General features: G+C 74.7%; 16 protein-coding genes and 1 riboswitch. Of the genes, 8 read left to right on the forward strand and 8 right to left on the reverse strand.

Annotation, left to right across the window (positions count from 1 at the left end):
- Window positions 1-60 precede the first annotated feature (60 nt).
- Window positions 61-1014 (reverse strand): iron-containing redox enzyme family protein, encoded by a 954-nt coding sequence (locus IEY99_RS18380; protein WP_189204712.1) that lies wholly within the window; start codon window positions 1012-1014, stop codon window positions 61-63.
- Window positions 1015-1177: 163 nt separating this feature from the next.
- Here IEY99_RS18380 and IEY99_RS18385 point away from each other — a divergent pair, with 163 nt between their 5' ends.
- Window positions 1178-1720, forward strand: a complete 543-nt coding sequence (locus IEY99_RS18385; RefSeq protein ID WP_189204714.1) for a hypothetical protein — start codon at window positions 1178-1180, stop codon at window positions 1718-1720.
- A 48-nt stretch (window positions 1721-1768) separates the two neighbouring features.
- On the opposite strand, the gene IEY99_RS18390 is transcribed toward IEY99_RS18385, so the two are convergent.
- A complete protein-coding gene (locus IEY99_RS18390; RefSeq protein ID WP_229798891.1) occupies window positions 1769-2122 on the reverse strand; it encodes a DUF3817 domain-containing protein in 354 nt (117 codons plus the stop codon).
- A 96-nt stretch (window positions 2123-2218) separates the two neighbouring features.
- Here IEY99_RS18390 and IEY99_RS18395 point away from each other — a divergent pair, with 96 nt between their 5' ends.
- Entirely contained in the window at window positions 2219-3694 is a 1476-nt protein-coding gene (locus IEY99_RS18395) for a glutamate-cysteine ligase family protein (protein ID WP_189204718.1), read from the forward strand.
- On the opposite strand, the gene IEY99_RS18400 is transcribed toward IEY99_RS18395, so the two are convergent.
- The 6 genes from IEY99_RS18400 to IEY99_RS18425 all read right to left on the reverse strand — a co-directional run bounded on the left by IEY99_RS18400 (window position 3691) and on the right by IEY99_RS18425 (window position 11356).
- Window positions 3691-4041 (reverse strand): cobalamin biosynthesis protein, encoded by a 351-nt coding sequence (locus tag IEY99_RS18400; protein ID WP_229798893.1) that lies wholly within the window; start codon window positions 4039-4041, stop codon window positions 3691-3693. The genes IEY99_RS18395 and IEY99_RS18400 overlap by 4 nt on opposite strands.
- Before the next feature lie 17 nt (window positions 4042-4058).
- Window positions 4059-5429, reverse strand: coding sequence for a cobyrinic acid a,c-diamide synthase CobB (locus IEY99_RS18405; RefSeq protein WP_189204720.1), 1371 nt, complete (start codon window positions 5427-5429; stop codon window positions 4059-4061).
- The gene (gene cobO / locus IEY99_RS18410) at window positions 5423-6025 is read right to left on the reverse strand and encodes a cob(I)yrinic acid a,c-diamide adenosyltransferase (RefSeq protein ID WP_189204722.1); all 603 of its coding nucleotides are present in this window, start codon (window positions 6023-6025) and stop codon (window positions 5423-5425) included. The genes IEY99_RS18405 and cobO overlap by 7 nt, the downstream gene beginning before the upstream one ends.
- Window positions 6025-8118, reverse strand: a complete 2094-nt coding sequence (locus tag IEY99_RS18415) for a VWA domain-containing protein (RefSeq protein WP_189204724.1) — start codon at window positions 8116-8118, stop codon at window positions 6025-6027. The genes cobO and IEY99_RS18415 overlap by 1 nt, the downstream gene beginning before the upstream one ends.
- 56 nt (window positions 8119-8174) lie before the next feature.
- Window positions 8175-8252: riboswitch (cobalamin riboswitch) on the reverse strand.
- 76 nt (window positions 8253-8328) lie between these two features.
- Window positions 8329-9915 carry a gluconokinase gene (locus IEY99_RS18420; RefSeq protein WP_189204726.1) on the reverse strand — a complete coding sequence of 529 codons (1587 nt, stop codon included), beginning with the start codon at window positions 9913-9915 and terminating at the stop codon, window positions 8329-8331.
- A gap of 157 nt (window positions 9916-10072) precedes the next feature.
- Window positions 10073-11356 carry a citrate synthase gene (locus IEY99_RS18425; RefSeq protein ID WP_189204728.1) on the reverse strand — a complete coding sequence of 428 codons (1284 nt, stop codon included), beginning with the start codon at window positions 11354-11356 and terminating at the stop codon, window positions 10073-10075.
- A gap of 180 nt (window positions 11357-11536) precedes the next feature.
- Between IEY99_RS18425 and IEY99_RS18430 the strand changes: the two genes are divergently transcribed.
- From IEY99_RS18430 to IEY99_RS18455, 6 genes are all read left to right on the forward strand, one after another.
- The gene (locus IEY99_RS18430; protein WP_189204730.1) at window positions 11537-12394 is read left to right on the forward strand and encodes a universal stress protein; all 858 of its coding nucleotides are present in this window, start codon (window positions 11537-11539) and stop codon (window positions 12392-12394) included.
- A 23-nt stretch (window positions 12395-12417) separates the two neighbouring features.
- Window positions 12418-14706 carry a putative bifunctional diguanylate cyclase/phosphodiesterase gene (locus IEY99_RS18435; RefSeq protein ID WP_229798894.1) on the forward strand — a complete coding sequence of 763 codons (2289 nt, stop codon included), beginning with the start codon at window positions 12418-12420 and terminating at the stop codon, window positions 14704-14706.
- 132 nt (window positions 14707-14838) lie between these two features.
- Window positions 14839-14988: a hypothetical protein gene (locus tag IEY99_RS18440; RefSeq protein ID WP_189204732.1), complete on the forward strand. Its 150-nt coding sequence runs from the start codon at window positions 14839-14841 to the stop codon at window positions 14986-14988.
- A gap of 37 nt (window positions 14989-15025) precedes the next feature.
- Window positions 15026-15805: an exodeoxyribonuclease III gene (locus IEY99_RS18445; RefSeq protein ID WP_189204734.1), complete on the forward strand. Its 780-nt coding sequence runs from the start codon at window positions 15026-15028 to the stop codon at window positions 15803-15805.
- A 76-nt stretch (window positions 15806-15881) separates the two neighbouring features.
- On the forward strand, window positions 15882-17615 hold the full coding sequence (locus IEY99_RS18450; protein WP_229798896.1) for a SpoIIE family protein phosphatase: 1734 nt from the start codon (window positions 15882-15884) through the stop codon (window positions 17613-17615).
- Entirely contained in the window at window positions 17615-18658 is a 1044-nt protein-coding gene (locus IEY99_RS18455) for a cobalamin B12-binding domain-containing protein (RefSeq protein WP_189204736.1), read from the forward strand. Before IEY99_RS18450 ends, IEY99_RS18455 begins: the two co-directional genes overlap by 1 nt.
- The last annotated feature ends 68 nt before the right edge of the window (window positions 18659-18726 follow it).

Consider the following 18726-nt stretch of genomic DNA (forward strand, 5'->3'; position numbering starts at 1 on the left):
CACCGCGCCACCCGAGGGCCGAGGCCGGGAAAGCCGGGACCCCGCAGCGCCCCGGGCCGGTCAGTCGCGCAATGACGACTCCCCCGCCTCCCAGCGGGACAGGACGTACTCGGCCCAGCGGTCCTCGAGCGTGAGTACGCACCGGGCGCCGAAGAGGACGTCGCCGGCCAGGGCGGGCTCGGCCCGGCAGAAGGAGCCGCACATGTCGAAGGCGGCGATCTGCTCGTGGACCGCGTCCGCCTCGACGTGCTCGTCGTAGAAGCGGGTCGCCTTCTCGTCGCCGCCGAGGCGGCGCAGGCCGTTGGCGTACGCACGGTTCGGGCCGGTCGAGGTCATCTCGTACGCGGCCAGGTGCCCGAGCAGCGCCCCGCGCCAGCGGCGGTGCAGACCGAACAGCGACATCAGGTTGTTGTTCGCCAGCGTCTGCCAGGGCACCACGTCCACGTACGCCCCGTAGGTGGTGTCGAGGCCGAGCGCGCTCATGGTGTCCTTGAACATCTCCTGGTGCATGCGGCGGGTGACGCCTCCGCCGTACTCGTCGATCTGGACCTCGATGAGGGCGGCCTTGGCCGCGCCGCCGAGCCGGGGTATCGCGAAGGTGTGCGGGTCCGCCTCGCGCAGGTGGTAGACCGACCGGTGGGTGGCGAACTCGCGGAACTGCTCGTAGGTGGCGCGGCCGCGCACGTAGCCGGAGAGCGACGGCCCGCCGGTCTCGCTCGCCATGGCGACCAGGGTGTGCGGCACGTCGCCGACGGTCTCGGGTACGGGCAGGCGGCGCAGCTCCGCCTCGAAGGAGGCCTCGAGGCGGGCGCGCAGGGCGAGCAGGTCCGGGTGCCATTCCCAGGTGTCGTCGACGCCGTCCCAGCCGCGGTAGTGCAGTTCGTAGAGGACGAACAGGCTCAGGTGCAGATCGTCGTCCGAGGCGGCGTCGCCGGCGCTGAAGGGGTGCGGCGCCTGGGCGAGCGCGCTGATGACGGCGTCCGATACGGGGCCTCTGGGCGAGGGAAGCTTCATGCGCCACTTCCTGATCAAAGGGGGGGTACGGACCGCAGGGTTTCCCGGTCCGCAGGCCGCCAAACGATCGGGCACCATGCGTGAACGTGAGGGGACACTTCACTCACTGTGGTCGAATCATCGCTCTTCGTACCATGAGGACATCCCCCAGGAGGTGGTCCCCGTGGATGACTCCGACCTGTTCCGCGAGCGCGTCCTGCGGCACGCCGGGCCCGTGATCACCGGACGGTTCCTCGGTTTCCAGGCCTCGTACACCCGCGAGGTCAAGGTCGGCAAGCCACTCGTGATCACCGTCTTCCTGACCGCGTCCGTCGCCCGGGCCCTCGGCTCGCCGCTGGTGGCCGCCCTGCGCGGCGGGGGTCGCGGCGCCGCCCGCCGGACCTTCAAGGACCTGAAGAAGGGCCCCGAGTACCTCGTCACCCCGGTACGGCTGCGCGACGACCTCGGACAGACCTACGAGGTGGAGATGCACGGCCAGCTGCCCCAGTCGGCGCTGCACCGCGGCGATCTCGTCCAGGTGCGCACGGTGGCGCAGAAGGACCCCGACCTGCCCGCGCGGCTGCAGCAGGTGCTCAACCTGGAGACGCTGCAGCCGTACACGCCGCGGATCCCCACGCTGTGGTCGCACCTCGGCCCCGGGCTGCTGCTCCAGGCCGCGCTCGGCCTGATCGCGACCGCCGTCCTGGCCGCCGCCTGGATGAGCTGAGGCCCGCGCCGGCCGCGGTCGCGCCCGCCTGGCCTCCTGCTGGAGCGATCAGTGTCGATGCTGGGTGACTTTCTGTAAAGTACCGGTTACGGGATCCGCCTCCGCCGTCCGGACCAGGCCCTTCGCGCGCGCCCAGCGCTCGAAGACCACGGTCGCGAACGGCGGTACGGAGCTCGCCAGCGCGACCAGCGTCACCCACCATCGCCAGCCACCGGCCCGGGCCTGCACCACCGTCACGCCGAGGTACGCCATGAACAGGGCACCGTGGACCGGACCGGCGATCTTCACCCCGATCTCGTCGTGCACGACCACGTACTTGAAGAACATTCCGGTGAGCAGCAGCGCCCAGCTCACCGCCTCGGCGATTGCGACGGTCGCGAAGAGGGCAGGTATGCGGCGCACGCAGAAACCTCCTGGTGACGGGTCGGCGCGTGCCGGCGGGCGCCGAGGGGCGAACTGGCAGATCATAGTCGTGGGCTCGCGAAAGGGCGGTGCGCGGTGGGCGAAGAGGTCGAGCGTCGGGAGTTCTCCCGCGAGGACCGGACCAGGTACCGGCACAAGATCCGCCGCAGTCTCGACGTGTTCGCCTCGATGCTGCGCGAGTCGCGCTTCGAGTTCGAGCGGCCGCTGACCGGCATGGAGATCGAGCTCAACCTGGTCGACGACAACGCCGATCCGGCGATGCGCAACGCGCAGGTGCTGGCCGCGCTCGCCGACCCCGACTTCCAGACCGAGCTCGGCCAGTTCAACATCGAGATCAACGTGGCGCCGCGGCGGCTCTCCGGCGACGAGAACACCGATCTCGAGCGGGAGCTGCGGGCCAGCCTCAACAACGCCGAGCAGCACGCCCGCGGCGTCGGCGCGCACATGGTGATGATCGGCATCCTGCCCACCCTGCGCCGCGAGCACCTGACCGGCGACACGCTGTCGGCCAACCCCCGCTATGCGCTGCTCAACGAGCAGATCTTCGCCGCCCGCGGCGAGGACCTCGACATCCGCATCGACGGCATCGACCGGCTCGCCGTCACCACCGACAGCATCGCGCCCGAGGCGGCGTGCACCAGCACCCAGTTCCACCTGCAGGTGAGTCCGCACCAGTTCGCCTCGTACTGGAACGCGGCCCAGGTCATCGCGGGGGTGCAGGTCGCCCTCGGCGCGAACTCGCCGCTGCTGTTCGGGCGGGAGCTGTGGCGCGAGACCCGCATCCCGCTGTTCGAGCAGGCGACCGACACCCGCTCGGAGGAGATCCGCGCCCAGGGCGTACGCCCCCGGGTGTGGTTCGGCGAGCGCTGGATCACCTCGGTCTTCGACCTGTTCGAGGAGAACGTGCGCTACTTCCCGGCGCTGCTGCCGATCTGCGACGAGGAGGACCCGGAGCAGGTCCTGGAGAGCGGCGACATCCCGCAGCTCAGCGAGCTGCGGCTGCACAACGGCACGGTCTACCGCTGGAACCGGCCGATCTACGCGGTGGTGAAGGACCGGCCGCACCTGCGCGTGGAGAACCGGGTGCTACCGGCCGGGCCGACCGTCGTGGACACCGTCGCCAACGGCGCCTTCTACTACGGCCTGGTACGGATGCTGGCCGAGGCGGATCGTCCCGTCTGGACCCAGATGTCGTTCAGCGCGGCGGAGGAGAACTTCCACTCGTGCGCCCGGCACGGCATCGCCGCCTCGGTCTTCTGGCCCGGGCTGGGCTACGTGCCGGTGTCGGAGCTGGTGCTGCGCCGGTTGCTGCCACTCGCCCACGAGGGCCTGGAGAAATGGGGAGTGTCCGGGCCGGAGCGCGAGCGGCTGCTGGGCATCATCGAGCAGCGCTGCCTCACCGGCCGCAACGGCGCCACCTGGCAGGTCGAAACACTGCACGCGCTGGAGGGCGACGGCCTCGACCGGCAGGGCGCCCTGCACGAGATGCTGCGCCGCTACCTGCCCCCGATGCACGAGAACGTGCCGGTGCACGAGTGGCCGCTGCCCTAGGGGCATCGCGCGATGGCGACGGTGACGGGCCCGCACAGCTGCTTGGGCAGCACCAGCACGGCACCCGGTCCGGCCCCCGCGAGAGCGGCCGCCTCGGCGACGCCGGGCACGCCGGCGAGTGCGGCGACCCGGGCCGACGGATGCGGCACCACCACCTCCGCGAGCACCTCCGGCGGAAACGCCATCAGCGGCCACCCGCGGCGCGCGGCCACGGGGCCGAGCACCGCAGTCCGGCGATCGAGGGTGGCGAGCGCGGCGACGGCGGCCGTGGTCAGCCCCGCCCGTGCCAGTGCGCCGTCGACCGCCTCGTCCACCACGGCCGCCGGGACGTCGCAGCGGGCTCCCACACCGACCACCACCGCCGTCACGCCGGCGCCGGGACGGCGGCCGCGGCCGTGACCAGCCGGTGGGCGAGCGCCTTGTCGGCGGCCCAGTGCAGGTGCAGGTAGGAGGCGTGCAGGGCGGGGGCGGCGAAGCCCTCCGGGTCCGCGTCCCGCCAGGCCCACGCCGCTCCCCCGGCCGGCTCCAGCAGCAGGCCCGAGCGCGGGTGGACGGTGGTGCGGTGGAACTCGTGGCCGGTGATCCGGGCGCCCGCCGCCAGCAGCGGGCTGTCGGTGAGGGCCACCGCGTCCCGGTAGCCCAGCGTCAGGGTCCGGGTCATCGCGGCCTCGGCGGCCAGGACGCCGCACATCGGGGCGCCGTCCAGGCTGCGGCACAGCCACAGCAGGCCGGCGCACTCGGCGACGATCGGCCGGCCGCCCGCCGCGAGCGCCGCGACCTCCCGGCGCAGCGGCTCGTTGGCGGAGAGCTCCGCGGCGTACACCTCGGGGAAGCCGCCGCCGACGACCAGCGCGCGGGTGCCCGCCGGCAGGGCCTCGTCGCGCAGCGGGTCCACCACCACGACCTCGGCGCCCGCGCCGGCGAGCAGTTCGGCCGTCTCGGCGTACGCGAAGGTGAATGCCGGGCCACCGGCGAGGGCGACCACCGGGCGGCCGGGCACCGGGGCCGCGGCCGCGGGGGTCCACGCGGCGGCGGGCAGCGGCGGCGCCGAGCGTGCGAGCGCCAGCACCGCTTCCACGTCCACCGACGACTCCACGAGCGAGGCCAGGGCGTCCACCGAGGCGAGCGCCTCGGCGCGGCGTTCGGCGGCGGGCACCAGGCCGAGGTGCCGCGACGGGGCCTCGACGGCGGCGGCCCGGCGCAGGGCGCCCAGCACCGGGGTGCCGACCTCCTCGCAGGCCTCGCGCAGCAGCGCCTCGTGCCGGTCCGAGCCGACCTGGTTGAGGATCACGCCGCCCAGGCGCACGGTGCCGAAGCTGCGGAAGCCGTGCACCAGCGCGGCCACCGACCGGCCCTGCGCGGCGGCGTTGACGACCAGCACGACCGGGGCGTCGAGCAGGCCCGCCACGTGCGCGGTGGACCCGGTGTCGCCGGCGCCGGTGCGCCCGTCGTAGAGCCCCATGACGCCCTCGACCACGGCCAGTTCCGTGCCGGCCGAGCCGTGCGCGAAGAGCGGCCCGATCAGCTCCTCGCCCACCATGACCGGGTCGAGGTTGCGTCCCGGCCGCCCGGCGGCGAGCGCGTGGTAGCCCGGATCGATGTAGTCCGGCCCCACCTTGAAGGGCGACACCGCCAGACCCCGGCGCGCGTACGCCGCCAGCAGGCCGGTGGCCACCGTCGTCTTGCCGTGGCCGGAGGCGGGCGCGGCGACGACGATCCGGGGGACGGTCACCACTCGATGCCCCGCTGGCCCTTGCGGCCCGCGTCCATCGGATGCTTGACCTTGGTCATCTCGGTGACCAGGTCGGCGGCCGCGAGCAGGTCCGGGTGTGCGTCGCGGCCGGTGATGACGACGTGCTGGGTGCCGGGGCGGCTCCGCAGCGTCTCCACCACGTCGGCGACGTCGACCCAGCCCCACTTCATCGGGTAGGTGAACTCGTCGAGCACGTAGAAGGTGTGCGTTTCGGCGGCGAGGTCCCGCTTGATCTGGGCCCAGCCCTCGGCCGCCTCGGCGGCGTGATCGCGCTCGGTGCCGGCCCGCTGGATCCAGGACCAGCCCTCGCCCATCTTGTGCCAGGCCACCGGCGCGCCGCCGCTCACCTGGCCGAGGGCCTTGAGCGCGGCCTCCTCGCCGACCCGCCACTTCTCGCTCTTGACGAACTGGAAGACGCCGACCGGCCATCCGGCGCTCCAGGCCCGCAGCGCCATCCCGAACGCGGCGGTGGACTTGCCCTTGCCGTGTCCGGTGTGGACGGCGAGCACGGCCTGGCGGCGGCGCTGGCGGGTGGTGAGCCCGTCGTTCGGAACCGTGGTGACCTGTCCCTGCGGCATCAGGCGGCGCTCCTCGAGAATCCGCTCGCGGCCAGGGCCTCGAGCGGCATGACGTCGGCGTTCAGGGCGGCGGCCAGCCGGCGGGCCAGGCCGAGACGGACGGGTCCGGACTCGCAGTCGACCACGACGGTCGCCACGCCGGCCAGTGCCGGCGCAAGCCGTACGGGGTCGCCCCCGCTGGTGGCCCGCCCGTCGGTGACCACGACGAGCAGCGGCCGGCGGCGGGGGTCGCGGCGGCGCTCGGTGGCGATGGTCGCCGCGGCGGTCCGCAGGCCCGCGGCCAGCGGGGTGCGTCCCCCGGTCCGCAGGCTCGCCAGGCGCAGCACCCCCACCTCGTGGCTGGAGGTGGGCGGCAGCACCTGCTCCGCCCCGGAGCCCCGGAAAGTGATCATCCCGATCCGGTCGCGCCGGTGGTACGCGTCGCGCAGCAGCGACAGGACGGCGGTCTTGACCACGGTCATCCGCTTGCGGGCCGCCATCGATCCGGAGGCGTCGACGACGAACAGCACGAGGTTGGCCTCGCGTCCCACGTGCACGGACTCGCGCAGGTCACACGGGCGCACCCCGGCGGCGGCGCGGTGCGGCCCGAGCCCGCGGACGCCGCCCGGCTGCCGGGTGGCCGCGGCGAAACCGCCGCGGTGCAGCGCGGCACGCAGGGTGGCCGGCAGGTGCGGGGCGCCCGCGAGCTTGCCCTGCGGCACGCGGGAACCGACCACCCGGCCGCGGCGGGCGAAGGCGGGCGACCGGCGACCGGCGTGGCCGCCCTCCCCGCGCGCGCCGATCCGCAGCGTCCGCGGCCGGTACGCCGCGCCCGCCTGCGCCAGGCTGCCGGACTCGGGCGCGCGGCGCGGCTCGGTGCCACCGTCCGGCGCAGCCCCGTCGTCCGCATTGTCCACTATGTGCTCCAGGTCGGCGTCCGGGCCACCGCCGGGGCCGCCGCCTTCCGGGCCACGACCGGGGCCGCCGTTGTCCGGCCCGCCGCCGTCGGGGCCGCCGCCCTCCGAGCCGCCGTTGTCCGGGCCGCCGTTGTCCGGGCCGCCGTCCGGTTCGGGCGGGGGTGGCGGGTCGCCGGGGTCGTCGTCCGCGCCGGCCTGTTCGAGGGCCTCCTCGAGGCGCTGCTCGTCGGTGCCGGGCGGGTCGAGGGGGTCCTTGCGGCGGCGATGCGGCAGCGCGAGGCGGGCGGCGTCGCGGACGTCGCCGGCCGTGACGCGGTTCCGGCCGTGCCACGCCGCCAGGGCCACCGCGCAGCGGGCCACCACGATGTCGGCGCGCATGCCGTCCACCCCGTAGGCCAGGCACACCCGGGCGATGCGGTCCAGCTCGGCGTCCGGCAGCGCCACCGAGGGCACGGCCGTCCGCGCCGCCACGATGCGGGCCGCGAGGGCGCTCTCGTCGGCGGTGAAGCGGGCGGCGAACCCGTCCGGGTCCGCCTCGTAGGCGAGGCGCCGCCGGACCACCTCGGCGCGCTGCCCCGCGTCCCGGGGCGCGGCCACGGTGACGACCAGGCCGAACCGGTCGACGAGCTGGGGGCGCGGCTCGCCCTCCTCGGGGTTCATGGTGCCGACCAGCAGGAAGCGGGCCGCGTGCTTGACGGACACGCCGTCGCGCTCGACGTGGGCGCGGCCCATCGCCGCCGCGTCCAGCAGCAGGTCCACCAGGTGGTCGGGCAGGAGGTTGACCTCGTCGACGTAGAGGGCGCCCCGGTGCGCCGCGGCGAGCAGGCCCGGCTCGTACGCCTTCACGCCGTCGGCCAGCGCGCGCTGGATGTCGAGGGTGCCCACCACGCGGTCCTCGGTCGCGCCCACGGGGAGCTCGACCAACGTGGCGGGCCGGTGCCCGCGCGGCGCGCCGGCCTCGTGCGGACCGTCGGGGCAGCCGGGGTCGGGCGCGGCCGGGTCGCAGGCGAAGCGGCAGCCGCGCACCACGTCGACCTCGGGCAGCAACGCGGCGAGCGCGCGCACGACGGTGCTCTTGGCGGTGCCCTTCTCGCCGCGGACGAGCACCCCGCCGACGGCCGGTGACACCGCCGTGAGCAGCAGGGCGAGGCGCAGATCGTCGAGGCCGACGACGGCGGAGAACGGGTACGGCGTCACGCCAGGGTCCTTTCCGCGGGTGTCCACGCCCGCGTGGGCAAGGGTGAGAGCGGCCGGAGTCTCCTGACTCCCGGGCACACCGCGGCGGCCCGGTCACAGTGGCGGGACCGTCCCGGACTCGCACCGGGTTCCTCCGCTACCGCTCGCCGGTCACTCTGTCGCACCGCCGCCCGCCCCGTCAAACGCGCGCCGTCGTGGCCAAGCTCACCTTCACCGGGAGGTGCCGGTCCCCGGCGCGCCGACCGCCTTCTCGGTGTCCGGCAGCGGGCTGGGAGCCAGGCTGTCCAGCTCGGTCAGCACGTCGGCGACCGCGAGCGCGGACCGCTCCACCAGCGGTCGCAGCCGCCGGTAGAGCGCGGCCTGCGCCGGATCCGGCCGGGTGCGCCCGGCGATGTCCACGAGGGAGGCGGCCCGGTCGAGGTCCGGCAGGCCGCCGATCGCGTGCAGGCCCAGCAGGCATGCGCCCAGGGCGGTGCCCTCCGGGGTGTCGGCGATCGCCACGGGCAGGTCCAGCGCCGCCGCCAGCACGCCGACCCACAGGTCGGAGGCGACCGCGCCGCCGGTCGCCCGGACCTCGCGCACGGCGACGCCCTCGGCGGCGAAGGTGTCACGGACCAGGGCCAGCTGCTGGCAGACCCCCTCGACGGCGGCGCGGACCAGATGGGCGCGACCGTGCTCGCGGCGCAGCCCGAGGTACGCCCCGCGCATCCCGCCGCGCCACCACGGCGCGCGCTCGCCGAGCAGGTACGGCAGGCAGAGCAGCCCGTCGCTGCCCGGCGGCACCGCGGCCGCCTCGACCAGCAGCGCGGCGTCGCGGACGTCGGCGTCCTCCCCCTCGGCCGCCGCCCGGTCGAGGCCGTCGGCCATCGTCTGGCCGGCCCAGCGCACGACCGACCCGGCGTTGTTGACCGCGCCGCCGAGCACCCACCGGTCCTCGGTGAGCGCGTAGCAGAACAGCCGCCCCGCCGCGTCGGCCGCGGGCGCGCCCACCACGGTGCGCAGCGCCCCGCTGGTGCCCAGCGAGACCGCGGCCACCCCGGCCGGGGTGGCGCCGACGCCGAGGTTCGCCAGGGGCCCGTCGGCGGCGCCGATGATCAGCGGGGTGTCCGGCGGCAGCCCGGCGGCGGCGGCGACCTCGGGGCGCAGGGTGAGCGCGGTGGTGGTCGGCACCACCTCGGCCAGCCGGCCGGCCTCGATGCCGGCGATGTCCAGGGCCTCGGGGTCCCAGCGGCGCTCGTGGATGTCGTACAGGCCGGTGCCGGAGGCGACGGAGAGGTCGACGAGGAAGCCCTCGCGGGCGAGGCCGCCGAGCACGATCTCCTTGCCGCCGCCCCAGCGCGGGGTGTTTCGCAGCGTCGCCGGGTCGTGGGCGCGCCACCAGGCCAGTTTCGCGAGCGGGGCCATCGGGTGCACGGGCGTACCGGTGCGGGCCTGCAACGCCCGGGCGCGCCCGGACGCGACGATCTCCTCGCTCTGCCGCGACGACCGGTTGTCCGCCCAGGTGATCAGCGGTCCGGTCGGCTCACCGCCGGCGTCCAGCGGCGCGAGCCCGTGCAGGAAGGTGCTGAGGCTCACCGCGAGCACCCGGTCGCCGCGCTCCCGGCACGACGCCGCCACGGCCACCAGGGCCTGGACCGCGGCGTCGCGCAGCCGGCCGGGGTCCAGCTCGGCGCGTCCGGGGCCCGGCACCGACAGCGGATAGTGCACGCTCGTCACGGCGTGCGCCTCGCCGTCGAGGCCGGCCGCGATCGCCTTGGTGGCGGTGGTCCCGGTGTCGATCCCGATGACGACGTCCATGCATCCTCCCCTGGGTCGCCCAGCGGGAGGAACATGCCCGGTCGCGCGCCGGCTCATGCCCGGGCCGCAGCCGTCCACAATGGCAGGTCGGCGCTCGGCCCGGGAACGCACTCGGCCGCCCCGGCGGAACCGGGACGGCCGAGGAGCAGGCGGGAGCTCAGCGCTCGGTGATCGGCACGAACTGCCGCTCCGCCTCGCCGGTGTAGAGCTGGCGCGGGCGGCCGATCTTCGTGCTCGGGTCGGCCATCATCTCGCCCCACTGCGCGATCCAGCCGGGGAGCCGGCCGAGCGCGAACAGCACGGTGAACATCTTCGTGGGGAAGCCCAGGGCCTTGTAGATCAGGCCGGTGTAGAAGTCCACGTTGGGGTAGAGCTTGCGCGAGACGAAGTAGTCGTCGGCGAGCGCGATCTCCTCGAGCTGGAACGCGATCTCCAGCAGCGGGTCCGGCCGGTCCAGCGTGGCGAGCACGTCCTGCGCCGCCTTCTTGACGATCGCGGCCCGCGGGTCGTAGTTCTTGTAGACCCGGTGGCCGAAGCCCATCAGCTTGACGCCCTTCTCCTTCGCCTTGACCCGGCGGACGAAGGACTGGACGTCGCCACCGTCGTTGCGGATCTGCTCGAGCATCTCCAGCACCGCCGAGTTGGCGCCGCCGTGCAGCGGGCCGGACAGCGCGTTGATGCCCGCGGCGACCGAGGCGAAGAGGTTGGCCTGCGCGGAACCGACCAGGCGCACCGTGGAGGTGGAGCAGTTCTGCTCGTGGTCGGCGTGCAGCACGAAGAGCATGTCGAGGATCTTGGCGATCTTCGGGTCGACCGGGTACTCGACCGTGGGCAGCCCGAAGGTCATCCGCAGGAAGTTCTCGACGTAGTCGAGCGAGTTGTCCGGGTACGGCAGCGGGTGGCCGATCGACTTCTTGTAGGCGTACGCCGCGATGGTCGGCAGTTTCGCCATGAGCCGGATCGCGGAGATCTCGACCTGCTCGGGGTCGGTCGGGTCCAGCGCGTCCTGGTAGAAGGTCGACAGCGCGGTCACCGCCGACGAGAGCACCGCCATCGGGTGGGCGTCGCGGGGGAAGCCCGAGAAGAAGGCGCGCATCTCCTCCTGCAGCAGCGTGTGCACGCGGATCTTGTCCGCGAACTCCGCGAGCTGCGCCGGCGTCGGCAGCGCGTCGTGGATCAGCAGGTAGGAGACCTCGAGGAAGGAGGCCTTGCCCGCCAGCTGCTCGATCGGGAAGCCCCGGTAGCGCAGGATGCCGGCGTCACCGTCGATGTAGGTGATCGCCGACGCGCACGATGCCGTGTTGACGAAGCCCTGGTCCAGGGTGACGTAACCGGTCTCCTTGAGGAGGGCGCTGATCTCGATACCGCCCGGGCCCTCGACCGCCGGGCGCACCGGCAGGGACAACTGGCCACCGGGGTGGTCGAGCTTGACATCCGTCATGTATTTCCCTCACTTCACCGGCAGATGTCGCCAATAACCTGCCGTTCACCGTAGACCCTCGAGCTGAACGAATCATCAGACGGTCGACCGCTGAGGTATTGATCACGACCGGCCTTCCCGGTGAACCATAGATAATGGTCGGTGGACCGCGTCGGGGTGGTGCTCGGAAGGTGGTGAACGATGCAGATTCCGGGCCCTGCTCCTGTCGTCGTGGGCGTGAACGGGACGGCCGCGGGGCTGGCCGCGGCGCGGCTGGGCGCCCGGGAGGCGGTGACGCGCGGGCAACCGCTGCGGATCCTGCACGTGTTCGCCTGGCCGGGCATGCGATACACCGATGATCCCTCGGATTACGCCTCGGCGCGACACGAAGCCGGGCGAATAGTGGAAGAAGCTGTGACGACGGCCGCCCGCAGCGTGCCGGGTGTCCGGATCGAGGGCCTGGTCGCCGACGGCCGGCCGGTGCCCGAGCTGCTGCGCCGCAGCCGCACGGCGGGCCTGCTGGTGCTCGGCGCCGACAGTCCGGCGGCGGGACCCCGGCTGCCGCTCGACCCGGTCCTGGTGCAGGTGGTGTCCCGGGCCCGCTGCCCGGTGGTGGTGGCCCGCGGCCTGCGCCCGCTGGCCGGCCCGCTGCTCGCGGCGGTCGACGGCTCCCCCAGCTCGGGGCCGGCGCTGCGGCTGGCCGCCGCCGAGGCCCGGCGGCGCGGCGTGGCCCTGGAGATCGCGCACGTGGTCGCGTCGGACGCCGGCGCACCGGCCGGCCGGCGGCTGCTGGAGCGCGCCGCCGCCGCGTGTCCCGGCGGGCTCACCGGGGTCCGGACCACCCTTCTCGTCGGAGATCCTGCGCCAACTCTCGTACGCGCGTCGCGCCGAGCCCGCATGATGATCGTGGGCCCGCGCGGCACCGGCGGCGGTCTGCTCGGCGCCGTGGCGGGCGAGCTCCTGCGTCACTGCGCGTGCCCGACGCTGTTCGTCCACGGCGACCCCGCCGGCGACGGCCCGGCGGACGGCGCGCTGCCGGCGGGGGCGCTGATGAGCTGACCGGTGCCAGGGGGCGATGCCGCGTGCGAACCGCTGCAGCGTCGCGTGCCGGGCGCCGGTGGTGGATGTTCGGCCTGGTCGGCCTGGTGGCGACCGGCTGCTACGTGCTCGACCTGTCCCCCGCCGTCAACGGCGCCGCCTTCGTCCTCGTCGGCCTCGGCACCGCGCTGGCGTGCGCCACGGTCCCGCTGCGCAGCCCGGTACGGCCGCGCGCCGCCTGGCCGCTCATGGGCGCGGCCGCGCTGTGCTTCCTGGTCGGCGTCCTCCTGCGCCCCCTGGTCACCGACCGGCCGCTGCTGGCCGACGCGGCGACCGTGCCCGGGTACGCGCTGCTCGCCGCCTTCCTGGGGCTGCTGCTGCGGGCCCGGGGCGGCGGCACGCGCCACGCCGTGCTCGACGGGCTCATCGTGTGCCTCGCCGGCGGGCTGGCCAGCGCCCTGCTGCTCGCCGCGCCGGCCGCGGAGATCCCGGACCGGCCGGCGCTCGTGTCCTTCCTCGCCGGCCTCTATCCGCTCTTCGACGTGGTCCTGCTCGCGCTGGGCATCAACCTGACGTTCACCGCGCGGACCTGGCCGCCGTCGCTGGTCGCCCTGGTGTGCGGCATCGCGCTGATGGTCGCCGGCGACCTCGCGTACGCGATCATCGGGGTCTCCGGGCGCACGTACGCGTCCCCGCTGCTCGACGCGCCGTTCCTGCTCTCGTACACCCTGATGGCGATCAGCGCGCTGCACCCCTCGGTGGTGGAGCTGGTCCGCGCCGACCGGCAACCGGTCCAGGCCTGGTCCTGGCGGCGCATGTCGCTGCTGATGCCCGCGCTCGCCACCCCGTTCGTGCTGCTGGTGGCGGTGGGCGGCCGCTCGGGCGGGTCCCGGGTGCTGCTCGCCACCGGCGGCCTGGCGATCGTCGCGCTGCTCATGCTGCGGGCGGTGTCCGCCGTGCAGGCACAGGTCGCGGCCCAGCTGCACTCGGAGTACCAGTCGATGCACGACCCGCTCACCGGGCTGCCCAACCGGCGGATGGCCACCGCCGAGGTCGAGCGGCTGGTCGCGGCGCTGAGCGCCGACGCGCACGAGCGGGTCTGGGTCTGCGTGCTCGACCTCGACGGCTTCAAGTGGGTCAACGACTCCTGGGGCCACGACACCGGCGACCAGCTCGTCATCGAGGTGGCCACCCGGCTGCGCGCGGCGCTGCCGGCCGGCACCACGCTGGCCCGGGTCGGCGGCGACGAGTTCGTGGTCGCGCACGTCGGCGAGGAGATCGGGGCGCTGCGGCTGGTGGACCGGATCCAGAGTTGCTTCGCCACGCCGCTGCCGCTGCACGACACGGAGGTGGTCATCAGCGCCTCGCTCGGGCTGGCCCACGCGCCGGGCGGTGGGGACCCGGCGCTGACCGCGGAGGCGCTGCTGCGCGACGCGGACACGGCGATGTACCGCTCCAAGGCCGAGGGCCCCGGCCACGCGACCATCTTCGACGTCTCCATGCACGACCGGGTCCGCGAGCGCATCGAGCTCGAGGGCGCGCTGCGCGCGGCGCTGGCCGAGGGCGGGCTCACCGTGGTCTACCAGCCCATCGTGCGCCTCGACACCGGGCGCCCCACCGGCGCCGAGGCGCTGGTGCGCTGGAACCATCCCGAGCGCGGCCCGATCCCGCCGATGACCTTCATCCCGGTGGCGGAGGAGGCGGGCCTGATCGACGCGCTGGGCACCTGGGTGCGCAACGAGGCGCTGGGCCAGCTCGCGCGGTGGCGCGCGGACGGCACCGTCACCGGGGACTTCTACCTCTCGATCAACGTCTCGCCCCGCCAGCTGGAGGATCCGCAGCTGCCCGCGGTCCTCGCGCGGGAACTGCGGCACTACGGGGTGCCCGCGTCGGCGGTGGCGCTGGAGATGACCGAGTCGGTGATGGCCGACGGCGGGGGCGTCGCGGCCCGGGTGCTGTTCGAGCTGCGCCAGCTGGGCCTGCGCCTGCTCGTCGACGACTTCGGCACCGGCTTCTCGGCGCTGGGCTACCTGCGCAGGTTCCCGGTCACCGGGGTGAAGATCGACCGGTCGTTCGTCTCCGGCCTGGGCGAGAGCGGCGAGGACGAGGAGATCGTCCGGGCCGTCGTGGCGATGAGCCGGGCACTCGGGCTCAGCATCGTCGCGGAGGGCGTGGAGACCCGTGCGCAGCGCGACGCGCTCGCCGCGGTGGGGGTCACCCAGGGCCAGGGCTGGCTGTGGGGGCCGGGCGTCGGCGCCGGCGACTTCGCCCTGCACTGGGCCGCGGACCGGCACGTGCCGGGACCGGCGCCGCTGGGTGCCGGCAATTCCTGACCGTTCCCCGCCAGGCGACAATCGTCTCGTGCGCCCCTGGCGCACGTCCGGCAAGTCCGGCATTATTCCCTCGGCCCGGGTCCTTGCCTGGGCACCCGCGCTGCCGATCACATGGGGACGAGGGGGCGACGCATGGCGACTTTGATCGGATCCGACGGCTCGGTGGTCTGGCTCGTGACCGTGCTCGTGCTCCTGGCGTCGGGGCTGACCGGCGCCCTGCTCGCGGCCACCCGCGGCGGCACCGCCCCGATCCGCGCGCCGCGCCGCTCGCCGGAGCGCTGAGCGCACCCACCGGGGGCGCATGGGGCAGGCTGGAGGCATGCGCTTCGCCACCTGGAACGTGAATTCGGTCAAGGCCCGTCTTCCCCGCCTGCTCGAGTGGCTGGCGGCGGCGCGGCCTGACGTCCTGTGCCTGCAGGAGACCAAGGTGGGCGCGGACGCGTTCCCCACCGCCGAGGTCGCCGAGCTGGGCTACGAGAGCGCCGCGCACGGGCAGGGCCGCTGGAACGGCGTCGCCCTGCTGTCCCGGATCGGGCTCTCGGACGTGCGGCGCGGCTTCGACGGCGAGCCCGGCTTCCCCGACCCCGAGGCCCGCGCGATCTCCGCCACCTGCGGCGGCATCCGGTTCACCTCGATCTACGTCCCGAACGGCAGGACCCCCGAGGACCCGCACTACGCCTACAAGCTGGCCTGGCTCGCGGCCCTGCGCTCCGCGCTGGCGCAGATCCCCGGCCCGGCGGTGGTGGCGGGCGACTTCAACGTGGCGCCGACCGACGACGACGTGTGGGACCCGCGGGTCTTCGCCGGCGCGACCCACGTGACCCCGCCGGAGCGCGACGCCCTGGCCGCGCTGCGTGACCTGGGGCTCACCGACGTCGTACCGCGTCCCATGAAGGGCGACCGGCCGTTCACCTACTGGGACTACCGGGCCGGGATGTTCCACCAGGACAAAGGGATGCGCATCGACCTGGTGTACGCGAGCGCCGACGTGGCGGCCGCGGTCCGCGACGCGGTGGTGGACCGGGAGGCCCGCAAGGGCAAGGGGCCGTCGGACCACGCGCCCGTCGTGGTCGACACCGATCCGGGTTACGCCTTCTGAGCCGCGCCGCCCGGCCGGGCGGCGCGTAGGGTGGGTGCGGTGCCATATCGGACAGGCGACAGAGAGGAGGACCGTGGTGACCGCTCAGCTCCCGCTGCAGGCGGAGGGGCACCGCAGTGACGGTCACGCGACCGGTCCGCCGGCCGCCTCCGCCACTGCGGCGCCCGCGCTGGTGCGGGCGGCGCTCGACGCCTCGACCGAGGCGATCATCCTGTGCACCGCCGAGAACGACACGATTCTGCTGGTCAACGCGGCCGCGGCCGAGCTTCTGCCGGATCTGCAACCGGGCGCCACCGCCGCCGCCGGGCCCCCGTCGGGCCTCGCCCGCGCCATCGCCGAAGGCGCCGAGACCTTCACCGACGAGTACGCCGGCCGCCAGGTCCACGGCCGACGCCGGCCGCTCGACGACGATCACTACGCCTGGTATCTGCGCGACTGCACCGACGAGATGCGCCGGGCCGAGGAGCACCGCGCCGAACGGGCCCGCACCCTGTTCCTCGCCGAGGCGGGTCGCCGGCTCTCCGCGTCGCTGCACCACCGGCGCTGCCTGCGGACGACGGTCGAGCTGGCCTCCTCGCACCTGGCGGACGCCGCGGTGGTGGTGCTGCCGCCACGCCGCCGGCAGAGCGAGTGGATGCGCCTGGTGACCGGCGGTTCCGTGGCCGAGGGGATGCTGCGCGAGCGGCTGCTCGCCGAGGTCCCCGGGCTGGAGGAGGCGCTCGCCGGCTTCCCGCCCATCCCCAGCCGGTGGCTGGACGCGTCGCAGATGCCGCTCTGGCTGCTGCCCGAGGACTTCGGCACGGTCGGCGCGCTGCTCGTGACCCCGCTGCCCGGCAACGCGGAGCCGGCCGGCGCGCTCATCCTGGCCCGGCGCGGCGCCGCCGCCGCGTTCTCGCCCGAGGACGAGATGCTCGCGCGGATCTTCGCCGCCCGCGCGGGTGCCGCGATCTCCGCCGCCGCGCTCTACCGCGACCAGGTCGACACGACCGCCATCCTCCAGGCCGACCTGCTGCCGCCCGAGCTGCCCCGCCCGGACGGGGTCGAGCTCATCGGCTCATACCAGGCCGCCCGCGACTCGCTGCGGATCGGCGGGGACTTCTACGACGTCTTCGAGCCGGACGAGCCGGGCGGCGACACGGTGGTGGTGCTCGGCGACGTCTGCGGCAAGGGGCCCGAGGCCGCGGTGCTCACCGGCAAGATCCGGCAGACGCTGCGCGCGCTGTGCCTGGTGGAGGAGGACCCGGCCGCCATGCTGAAGGTGCTCAACCAGGCGCTGCTGGGCAGCAACCGTCAGCACCGGTTCGTGACCCTGGTCGTCGGCGCGATCGGCCGCGCCGACCACGGCCGGGTGCGGCTCAGCCTGGCCACCGGCGGTCATCCGGTGCCGCTCGTGCTGCGCGCCGACGGCACCGTCGAGGCGGCGCCGGTGCGGGGCACGCTGATCGGGGTCGTTCCGACGATCACCGTACGGCCGGGCACGGTCGACCTCGCGCCGGGCGAGATGTGCCTGCTCTACAGCGACGGCCTCACCGAGGCCCGCGGCGGCGCGACCGGCCAGGAGCAGTACGGCGAGGCCCGGCTGCGCGACGCGCTGGCGAGCTGCCACGGCATGCCCGGCGACGCCGCCGTGGAGCGCATCCGCCAGCTCGTCTCCGACTGGGTGCACGGCGGCGTCCGCGACGACATCGCCATGCTGGCCGTGCGCGCCCCCACGCGCACCCCGCTCAGCCTCATGGGTGCCGGCGCCCCGGCCGGGTCACCCTTCGCCATCGACGCCCGCCGAGGTGATCGGAGGAACCGCACCCGCTGATGACCACGTCCCCCGGAACAAGCGCCCGCTCGCTCGACGACCCCGCACTCCACGAGCACTATCTCCGCATGGTCGGCGACGGCGACGAGTACGGCGCCGTCGAGGTCGTCACCGGTCTCCTGGACGACGGCGTCGCGCCGCAACGGATCATGCTGGACCTGATCGCGCCGGCGCAGGGCCGCGTCGGCGACCTGTGGGCGGCCAACGAGTGGTCCATCGCCCGCGAGCACGCGGCGACGGCGATCAGCGAGCGTGCCCTCGCCGCGGTCGCGGCCCGCTCCCCGGCCCGGCCCTCCCGCGGCCGGATCACCATGGCCTGCGTCGACGGCGAGTGGCATGCGCTGCCCGTACGCATCCTCGGCGAGATGCTGCGCCTCGACGGCTGGCGGGTCGACTTCCTCGGCGCGAACGTGCCCGGGCCGCACCTGGTCACCCATCTGCACCAGACCGGTCCGGACGCCGTCGCGCTGAGCTGCATGATCGCGACCCGGCTGCCCCGGGCGCACGCCGCGATCACGGCGTGCCGCTCGGCCGGCGTGCCGGTGATCGCCGGCGGCCGTGGCTTCGGCCCGGACGGGCGCTGGGCCCAGCGGCTCGGCGCCGACGCGTGGGCGGCGGGTGCCCCGGAGGCCGTGACGCGGCTCGCCCGGAACTGGCCGCCGGTGGTGGGCGACCCGTACGAGACCGCGTTCCTGGGCGACGAGGAGTACACCTACGTGGTGCGCCGCCGCGGCGATCTCGTGCGTACGGCCCTGGACCGGCTGGCCGCCACCTATCCGCCGATGGCCGCGTACGACCAGCGCCAGCACGACGCCACGGTGGAGGATCTGGGCCACATCGTGGACTTCCTGGCCGCGGCGCTCTACGTCGACGACGCGCAGGTCTTCACCGACTTCGTGGAGTGGACGGCCGTGGTCCTCGCGGCCCGGCAGGTGCCGCCGGCGGCGCTGGACGTGGGCCTGCGCCTGGTCGGCGAGCAGCTGCGCGACTTCCCGGCCGCTACGGCGATGCTGGGCACGGGCCGCTCCCTGCTCGCCCGGTAAACCGTTTGGCGCACCCGCGCGGCCGGGACTACGGTGAAGGGCATGATCTCCTGAGACGCTGCCTTTCT

The organism is Couchioplanes azureus (assembly GCF_014648355.1).
Classification (GTDB): Bacteria; Actinomycetota; Actinomycetes; order Mycobacteriales; family Micromonosporaceae; genus Actinoplanes; species Actinoplanes azureus.